This window comes from Rhodococcus sp. NPDC057014, from assembly GCF_042673295.1.
Taxonomy (GTDB): domain Bacteria; phylum Actinomycetota; class Actinomycetes; order Mycobacteriales; family Mycobacteriaceae; genus Rhodococcus_F.
The window spans coordinates 1-8,878 of sequence record NZ_JBHUSF010000358.1 but is presented as its reverse complement, the minus strand read 5'-3'; the positions used below and the strand labels follow the sequence as shown (position 1 = coordinate 8,878).

The following is an 8,878-nucleotide window of genomic DNA, read 5'->3' as shown; positions in this document are numbered from 1 at the left end:
GCCGATCTGTTCACAGAATCCCAGCATGGCCGTGCGCGCGGCGTCGACGGTGATGAGGCTGTTTCCCCCGACGATGTGCAGACCGTACGCGTCCTCGAGGGCCACCAAGTTCATGGCCGCCTGGTCGAGGTCGCCGCGCACGGCGAACTCCCCCGACGCGTGCCCGTCGCCGAGGATCGCGCGGTACGTCGCGAGTTGCCGCAGATACATCTTCCGGACCAGTTCGTCGTGCAGCGCCGAAGTGCCCGACATGAAGTCGAATTCGTAGAGCAGCCGCATCAGGGTGTCGTCGGGCCCGCTCGGCAGCCCCGCGTCGATGGCCGTCCTCAGCTTGGCGGCGTACGACGCCTGGGCGGCCACCGCCTCGTCGCGCTGATCGCAGTAGCGCTCGGTGCCCGCCCGGTGCGCCTCGACGAGAAGCGCATCCAGGTCGTCGAAATAGTAGAGCAGCGCACCGCGCGTCAGGCCCGCCCGCTTCGCCACGTCGGTCAGGGACAGGGACCGCAGTCCGTGAGCGGATCCCGCCTGCAGCGCGGCCTCGACGAGTTCGGAACGCCGCTGCTTCTGAGTGTTCGGTCGCGCCATGCCGTTGACAGTAGCCGACGTGATCTGTGACACTCGGCCCAGTTGTTTGACGGATCTGTCAAAAAACTATTTCACCCCCTCACCCTCCCCGAACGGACAGCTCATGGACCAGACCGCCCGTCCGCCCACCGCCACTCCCCCCGCCGCCGCGGGCGCCTACGAGGCCTCGCTCTCGCGGAGCATCGGCGTCGGCGGGAACATTCTGATCACCCTGTCGTCGATCTCACCGGCGTCGAGCGTCTTCATCCTCGGCGGCTCGGCCCTCGCCCAGTTCGGCACCGGCGTCTTCTGGGCGTTCCTCATCGCCGGCGTCGTCAGCATCCTCATCGCCTTCTGCTACGCCGAACTCGCCTCCGCGTATCCCGTTGCCGGCGGCGACTACTCGCTGGTGTCGCGGGCACTCGGACCGGCCTTCGGCGTCGCCACGTTCTTCATCAGCCTCATCTCCCTGCCGCTGATCATCGCGGTCTTCGCCCTCGACGTCGCCGACTATCTGGGCGTCGCGATCCACGGACTGTCGCCGCAGCAGACCGCGCTGGTCGTGGTCGTGATCACCACCGTGACCGCGTGTTTCGACATCCGGACGAACGCGTGGCTCACCGGGGTCTTCCTCGGTGTCGAGATGGCGGCGCTGGCACTGCTCACCGTTCTCGGTTTCGTCCACATGGAACGGCCGCTGTCGAGCCTGCTCAGCCCGGAGGTCCTCGACCCGGCCACCGGCCAACTCGCACCACTCGCGATCTCCGGACTGATGCTCGCCGTCACCCAGGGAATCTTCGCGTACAACGGGTACGGCGGCGCCGTGTACTTCGCCGAGGAGACCAAGAATGCCGCCCGCTCGATCGCGAAGGCCGTGATCTGGAGCGCCGCCATCACCGTCGCCACCGAACTCGTCCCGCTGATCGCCATCATGGTCGGCGCCCGCTCGCAGACCGAACTCTTCGGTTCCAGCCTTCCCGTCGAGGCCTTCCTCACCGAACGCGCCGGTCACGCCGTCGCCATGGTGGTCATGCTCTCGATCGCCCTCGCCGTGATCAACGCGATCATCGCGATCACGCTGCAGGCGGGCAGGCTCCTCTACGCCGCCGCTCGCGATCGCGCGCTCCCGGAGACCGTCGCGGCGCCGCTGCAGGCCGTCAGCAGCAAGGGCCGCGTTCCCGTGCTCGCCACCGTCGTGATGGGCTCGATCGCGTTCGCCGCGTGCTTCGTCCCGCTGGACGTTCTACTCACCGCCACCGGGTCGACCCTGATGTTCACCTACCTGTTCATCGCGCTGGCCGCGATCCACCACCGCCGCGGCGGGACCACCCGACCCGGCTACCGCATGCCGTTGTGGCCGCTGGCCCCGGGAATCTGCATCGCGGCACTCGGTCTCGTCTTCGTCGTCACCCTGCTCGACCCGGAGCAGTGGCTCAGCCTCGGCATCTCCCTCGGACTCGTCGCCGCCGGCTTCGCCTACTTCGCCCTGTACCTGCGACCGCGCAAGAACACCCACCTGCTGCTGCTCGACGCCGCCCCCGAGGAGACCTGCTGATGCTCGACCTGCTACTGAACAACGGCGTCGTCCGCACGTTCGACGCTCCCGGCCGGGCCGAGGCCGTCGGCATCGCCGACGGCCGGATCCGATACGTCGGGACCACCGAGGACGCCCCTCCCGCCCGGCGGACCATCGACCTGCGTGGCCGGCTGGTCACCCCCGGCATCATCGACAGCCACAACCACCTGCTCCTCGGATTCGACCCCGACGCCGTGAGCCTCGAAGGCGCACAGGACCTCACGGAGGTCCGGCGGCGGATCGGCGCGCACGCGGCCGCCCGCCCCGACCTCGACTGGATCTGCGCCGAGAACGCCGTCTACTCCGTGGTGACCGGGCGCAGGCCGAACGCCGACGACCTCCGCGGCCTCACCGACCGCCCGGTGTTCATCACCACCTACGACCAGCACTCGGTGTGGCTGAACGAGGCCGCGCTGCGGAAGCTCGGGATCGACCGTGGCACGCAGATCCCCTGGGGGCGTCCGGAATTCGACGGCCACGGCGCACCCACCGGCTGGGTCACGGACTTCTACACCAGCGCGATGACGCGGGCCGGCCTGGCCGGGCTGCAACGCGACATCCCGATGTACTCCCCCGACCGCAGGTACCGGCGCATCACGTCCAGCCTGGAGATGGCGACCGCGTGCGGCATCACCACCGTCGTCGAACCACAGGTCCCACTGGCCGAACTCGACCTGATGTACCGGGCACGGGCCGAGGGGCGAATGCAGTCGCGGGTGATCACCGCCCTGTTCCATCCGGTCGGCGCCGACGCCGCGTTCCGCCGGGACCTGCGGGAGGCCGTCGACGGCGCGCCGGTCGACGACATGCTCCGGCTCGGGCCGGTCAAGCTGTACGCCGACGACGTGATCGAGCCGCACACCGCCGCCATGCTCGCCGACTACGCGAACCGGCCGGGCCACCGCGGAGCGCCGAGCCTGCCGCCGCAGGAGTTCACCGCGATGCTCACCGAACTCGACCGCCTCGGTTTCCAGACGCACACGCACGCGACGGGCGACTGGGGCATCCGGCTGGCGCTCGACTCGATCGAGCACGCCGCCGGGGTGAACGGCACCACCGACCGGCGGCACGGCATCGTCCACGTCGAGTGCCTGCACCCGGAGGACCTTCCCCGGTTCCGGGACCTCGGCGTCGTCGCGGCGATGCAGCCGCGGCACTGCTCACCCGACCTCGTCGCGGGAACGTGGATGGAGAACGTCGGCGAGGACCGGTGGGACCGGGCGTGGCGTTTCCGTTCGCTCGCCGAGTCGGGGGCGGCGCTGGCGTTCTCCAGCGACTGGCAGGTCGGGGAGATGGATCCGCTCGTCGGCCTCTACTCGGCTCTCACCCGCTCGGGTCTGGACGGCCGCACCGACTGGACCCCGCGCGAACGCATGGACCTGGATTCGGCGTTGCGGGCGTACACCCGCGGCGGCGCCTGGGCCTGGCACGCCGAGGACGACCTCGGGGTGATCCGTCCCGGCGCCCACGCCGACCTGGTCGTCTGGTCGGCGGACCTGTATGCGCTCGAACCCGGGGAACTGCTGGACCAGCGGGCCGACCTCACGCTCGTCGGCGGCGAGGTCGTGCACGACGCCGCAATCGCGAGCGTCCCCGCAGACGTGCCGTTCGCCGGTTCCGGCGCAGCCGGGCACACCTGCTCGCACGGGTGACGTCCGGATTGGACAACTCGGCGCGGTGGGGGGCGCGTCATTCACCATTTTGTCAGCTGCCTCCAGCTTGTGAGACAGCGCACACTTGTTTTCAGATGTTCTGCAACTCCGGGCCCCGGTCGGACCGTTCCGCCGACGGACCGCTGCGGACCACGAGTTTCGACCACACGAGAGGAACCGGTACGAATGTCGATCGACGTACTCGAGAACTACATCAACGGTGAGTTCGTCGCCTCATCCGCGACGGAGACGCTGGACTTGATCAACCCTGTGGACGAGAGCGTCGTCGGGCGGGCGCCCGTCTCCACCAAGGCCGACGTGGACGCGGCCGTCGAGGCCGCCGAGCGGGCGTTCGTCACGTGGGGCAAGACCACACCGAGCGTGCGGCAGGCCGCGTTGCTGAAGCTCGCCGACGCGATCGAGGCGCACAGCGACGAACTCGTCGAGGCCGAGTGCCGCAACACCGGACAGCCCAAGCAGGTCATCGCCGACGAAGAGATCAAGGTGGGCGCCGACCAGCTCCGCTTCTTCGCCGGCGCGGCCCGCATGCTCGAAGGCAAGGCCGCCGGCGAGTACATGGACGGCTTCACGTCCTACGTGCGCCGCGAGCCGATCGGCGTCGTCGGTCAGGTCACCCCGTGGAACTACCCGTTCATGATGGCGCTGTGGAAGATCGGCCCCGCGCTCGCGGCAGGCAACACGATCGTCCTCAAGCCCAGCGACACCACCCCGAACAGCACACTGGTGCTGGCCCGGCTGACCAAGGGGATCCTCCCGGACGGCGTCTTCAACGTCGTCCTCGGCAACGGCGAGACCGGCGCCACCCTCGTGGAGAACCCCGCCCTCGGCCTGGTGTCGATCACCGGATCCGTGCGCGCGGGCATCGCCGTCGCCGTCTCCGCCGCACGCCAGCTCAAGCGGGCCCACCTCGAGCTCGGCGGCAAGGCGCCCGCCATCGTCTTCGGCGACGTCGACATCGAGAAGACCGCGAGCGGCATCGCCGAGGCCGCCTTCTTCAACGGTGGCCAGGACTGCACCGCCGCCACCCGCGTCCTCGTCCACGAGTCCATCCACGACCAGCTCGTCGACGCCCTCGTCCGCAAGGCCGAGACGCTCGAGCCAGGACTGCCCGACGACCCGAACACGTTCTACGGCCCGCTCAACAACGTCAACCACTTCAACGCGGTCAGTTCCAAGATCGCCGCGCTCCCCACCTCCGCCAAGATCGTCACCGGCGGAAAGCGTTCCGGCGAGCAGGGATTCTTTTTCGAACCCACCGTGATCACCGGCGTCGACCAGCGCGACGACATCGTGCAGGAGGAGACGTTCGGTCCCATCCTCACCGTGCAGAGCTTCTCCGACGAGAAGGAGGCCGTGACCCTCGCCAACGACGTCCGGTACGGTCTGGCGTCGAGCGTGTGGACCAACGATCACGGCGTCACGCAACGGCTCTCGGCCGCACTCGATTTCGGTGCCGTCTGGATCAACTGCCACATCCCGCTGGTCGCCGAGATGCCGCACGGCGGATTCAAGTACTCCGGATACGGCAAGGACCTCTCCGGCTACGGCGTCGAGGACTACACCCGCATCAAGCACGTCATGAGCTCCAACGACTGACGTCGCTCCCCCATACCCATCCACGTCACGACCCTTGAGGACTGCACCAACATGAACGACATCCAGTACCGGCTGCCGCAGAAGCGCGCCCTGGTCACCGAGCTCCCCGGCCCGAAGTCGGCGGCCCTCACCGCACGCCGCCGGGCCACCGTGGCCGCGGGCGTCGGCTCCAGCGTCCCCGTGTACGCGGCGGATGCCGACGGTGGTGTGGTCGTCGACGTCGACGGCAACTCCCTGATCGACCTCGGCTCGGGCATCGCCGTCACCAGCGTCGGCGCATCCGATCCGGCCGTCGCCGAGGCGGTCCGGGAGCAGGTCGGGCACTTCACCCACACCTGTTTCATGGTCACCCCGTACGAGGGCTACGTCCGCGTCGCGGAGGAGCTCGCCGCCCTCACCCCCGGCGACCACGAGAAGCGCACCGTCCTGTTCAACTCGGGCGCCGAGGCGGTGGAGAACGCGATCAAGGTTGCCCGCCTCGCCACCGGCCGCGACGCCGTCGTCGCATTCGACCACGCCTACCACGGTCGCACCAACCTGACGATGGCCCTCACCGCCAAGTCGATGCCCTACAAGGCCCACTTCGGCCCGTTCGCGCCCGAGGTGTACCGGCTCCCGATGTCCTACCCGTACCGGGACCAGGACGGACTGACCGGCGAGCAGGCAGCTCAGCGTGCCATCAGCCAGATGGAGAAGCAGATCGGCGCCGATTCGCTCGCGGCGATCATCATCGAGCCGATCCAGGGCGAGGGCGGATTCATCGTTCCCGCCGAGGGATTCCTCCCCACCCTGGTGAACTGGGCCCGCGAAAACGGCGTCGTGTTCATCGCCGACGAGGTGCAGACCGGATTCTCTCGCACCGGCGCCTGGTTCGCGTGCGAGCACGAGGAGATCGTCCCGGACATCATCACGATGGCCAAGGGCATGGCGGGCGGTATGCCGCTGTCCGCGATCACGGGCCGCGCCGAACTGCTCGACAAGGTGCACCCGGGCGGACTGGGTGGCACGTACGGCGGCAACCCCGTCGCGTGTGCCGCCGCGCTCGCCGCGATCGACAGCATGCGGAAGTTCGACCTGCCCGCTCGCGCACAGCACATCGGCGACCTGGCGCTGCCGCGGTTGCGGGCCCTCGCCGCCGAGGTCGGGGTCATCGGTGAGGTGCGCGGACGCGGCGCGATGCTCGCGATGGAGTTCGTCAAGCCCGGCACGACCGAGCCGGACGCGGAACTGACGAAGGCCATTGCCGCCCGTGCGCTCGAACAAGGTGTCATTCTGCTGACATGCGGTACGTACGGCAACGTCATCCGGCTGCTTCCGCCGCTGGTGATCGGCGACGACCTGCTCGACGACGCCCTGACCGTGATCGAGCAGATCGTGCGCTCGCTCGTCTGACCCGTGCGCCTTTTCGGTAGCCACCACGACCGAAAAGGCGCACGAGCACGAAGTGCCCACCCATCGACCAGAGGAGACATCATGACCCGGACGACCACCGGCACGTTCCATCCTCTGGACCCGTTGGGGGCGGACGAGTTCGCGAAGGCCGCGGCCGTCCTCGCCAGGGAACACGGGGTCGGGGACGGCTGGCGGTTCGCGTCGATCGAACTCGCCGAACCGGACAAGGCCGCGGTGTCGGCGTTCGACACCGCGGGCACCGTCCCGGACCGCCGGGCGATCGTCGTGTGCTTCGACCGCGGCAGCGGAGACACCTACAAGGCGCTCGTCTCGCTGACGGGAGACAACGTGGTCTCCTGGCAGCACATCCCGGACGTCCAGGCCAATTTCACGGTCGACGAATGGGAAGAGGCGGACGCCTTCCTCCGCGGGCACCCGGACGTGATCGCCGCGCTCGCGAAGCGCGGGATCACGGACATGAGCCTGGTGTTCATGGACGTGTGGACGTACGGCGACGCGGTGACCCCGGAGAAGTACAAGGGCCGCCGGCTCGGCTGGTCGGACACCTGGGTGCGGGCGTCCGAGGGCGCCAACCCGTATGCGGGCCCGGTCAACGGCTTTCACTGCGTGATCGACGTCAACGCGATGGAACTGCTCGAGATCGAGGACACGTTCAGCGTCGAACGTCCCGAGGTCATGGGCGAGTACGTGCCCCGGCACATTCCGGAACGGATCCGGAACGCGAGCACCCGGCCGCCGTTGAAGCCGTTGGACATCGTCCAGCCGGAGGGACCGTCGTTCACACTCGAGGGCAACAAACTCGAGTGGCAGAACTGGTCGCTGCGGGTCGGATTCAACTACCGCGAGGGTATGACCCTGCACGCGGTGACGTACAACGACAACGGCCGGGTGCGTTCGATCGCGAACCGGATGTCGTTCGCGGAGATGGCGGTGCCGTACCGCGACACCAGCCCCGATCACTACCGCCGCACCGCGTTCGACATCGGCGAGTGGGGCATCGGGTTCATGACCACCTCGCTCACCCTGGGCTGCGACTGCCTCGGCGAGATCCGGTACCTCGACGCCGTCCTCCACGACAGCCACGGTGCGCCGTTCACGATCGAGAACGCGATCTGTATCCACGAGGAGGACAACGCCGTCCTCTGGAAGCACGTCGACCACGACGGCGCCGAGGTGCGCCGGATGCGGCGGCTGACGGTGTCGACGCACGTGACGGTCGCGAATTACGAGTACCTCGTCTACTGGCGGTTCTACCAGGACGGCAACATCGAGTGCGAGGTCCGTGCCACCGGGATCATGGTGGTGAGCCACTTTCCGGAAGGCGGTGAGCACCCGAGCGGGACGCTGGTCGACACCCGCACGTACGCGCCGTTCCACCAGCACTTCCTGGTCGCGCGGCTCGATCTCGACATCGACGGCACCGAGAACACGGTGTACGCGACCGAGACCGAGATCGTCCCGATGGGCCCGGACAATCCCCTCGGGCTCGCGCTGCGCCAGAAGAACACCCCGCTGCGCACCGAACTCGAGGGCAGGCAGGATTTCGACTGGCAGAGCCAGCGCGCGTGGAAGGTCGTCAACGACAACACGACCACCGGACTCGGCACCGCCCCCGCCTACAAACTCGTTCCCGGCGGCGCGATCCCGTCGATGTTCGACCCGGCGTCACCGATCTTCCAGCGCACCGGCGCGATCGGCCACACCGTCTGGGTGACGCCCAACTCCCCCGACGAACGCTGGCCCGCCGGGGAATTCGTGAACCAGAGCAAGGTCGATCACGGACTTACCGAGTGGACCGCGGCCGACCGGCCGATCGAGAACACCGACGTGGTGCTCTGGTACACGTTCGGGATCCACCACATTCCGCGGCCGGAGGACTGGCCGATCATGCCGGTGGACACCGTGTCCTTCTGGCTGAAGCCGGCCGGATTCTTCGACCGCAACCCCGCCCTCGACGTCGCCCCCATCCCGGAGGCGTGCGATCACCACCATCCCCACCACGAGGACTCCGATGACTGATTTCGAACGGCTCCGCGCCACCCTGCCCACCGGTCTG

At 68.5% G+C, this 8,878-nt stretch carries 6 protein-coding genes; 5 read left to right on the top strand and 1 reads right to left on the bottom strand.

Features of this window, described 5'->3' with window-relative positions; all coding sequences use genetic code 11:
* Window positions 1–585 (bottom strand): TetR/AcrR family transcriptional regulator (locus ACFTZB_RS39305; RefSeq protein ID WP_378440386.1); only part of this gene is annotated, 585 nt, incomplete at its 3' end.
* A 103-nt stretch (window positions 586–688) separates the two neighbouring features.
* Here ACFTZB_RS39305 and ACFTZB_RS39300 point away from each other — a divergent pair.
* From ACFTZB_RS39300 to ACFTZB_RS39280, 5 genes are all read left to right on the top strand, one after another.
* Window positions 689–2,119 (top strand): APC family permease, encoded by a 1,431-nt coding sequence (locus ACFTZB_RS39300; RefSeq protein WP_378440384.1) that lies wholly within the window; start codon window positions 689–691, stop codon window positions 2,117–2,119.
* Window positions 2,119–3,792: an amidohydrolase gene (locus ACFTZB_RS39295; RefSeq protein ID WP_378440382.1), complete on the top strand. Its 1,674-nt coding sequence runs from the start codon at window positions 2,119–2,121 to the stop codon at window positions 3,790–3,792. Before ACFTZB_RS39300 ends, ACFTZB_RS39295 begins: the two co-directional genes overlap by 1 nt.
* A gap of 186 nt (window positions 3,793–3,978) precedes the next feature.
* Entirely contained in the window at window positions 3,979–5,409 is a 1,431-nt protein-coding gene (locus tag ACFTZB_RS39290) for a gamma-aminobutyraldehyde dehydrogenase (protein ID WP_378440380.1), read from the top strand.
* A 51-nt stretch (window positions 5,410–5,460) separates the two neighbouring features.
* Complete coding sequence (gene gabT / locus ACFTZB_RS39285) at window positions 5,461–6,801, top strand: 4-aminobutyrate--2-oxoglutarate transaminase (protein WP_378440378.1); 1,341 nt, start codon at window positions 5,461–5,463, stop codon at window positions 6,799–6,801.
* 81 nt (window positions 6,802–6,882) lie between these two features.
* On the top strand, window positions 6,883–8,841 hold the full coding sequence (locus tag ACFTZB_RS39280) for a primary-amine oxidase (protein WP_378440376.1): 1,959 nt from the start codon (window positions 6,883–6,885) through the stop codon (window positions 8,839–8,841).
* Window positions 8,842–8,878: the final 37 nt, after the last annotated feature.

What these genes read in the sequence shown, in the direction of transcription:
- ACFTZB_RS39300 (WP_378440384.1), top strand. Translation starts at nt 689, where the DNA reads ATGGACCAGACCGCCCGTCCGCCCACCGCCACTCCCCCCGCCGCCGCG.
- ACFTZB_RS39295 (WP_378440382.1), top strand. Translation starts at nt 2,119, where the DNA reads ATGCTCGACCTGCTACTGAACAACGGCGTCGTCCGCACGTTCGACGCT.
- ACFTZB_RS39290 (WP_378440380.1), top strand. Translation starts at nt 3,979, where the DNA reads ATGTCGATCGACGTACTCGAGAACTACATCAACGGTGAGTTCGTCGCC.
- gabT (WP_378440378.1), top strand. Translation starts at nt 5,461, where the DNA reads ATGAACGACATCCAGTACCGGCTGCCGCAGAAGCGCGCCCTGGTCACC.
- ACFTZB_RS39280 (WP_378440376.1), top strand. Translation starts at nt 6,883, where the DNA reads ATGACCCGGACGACCACCGGCACGTTCCATCCTCTGGACCCGTTGGGG.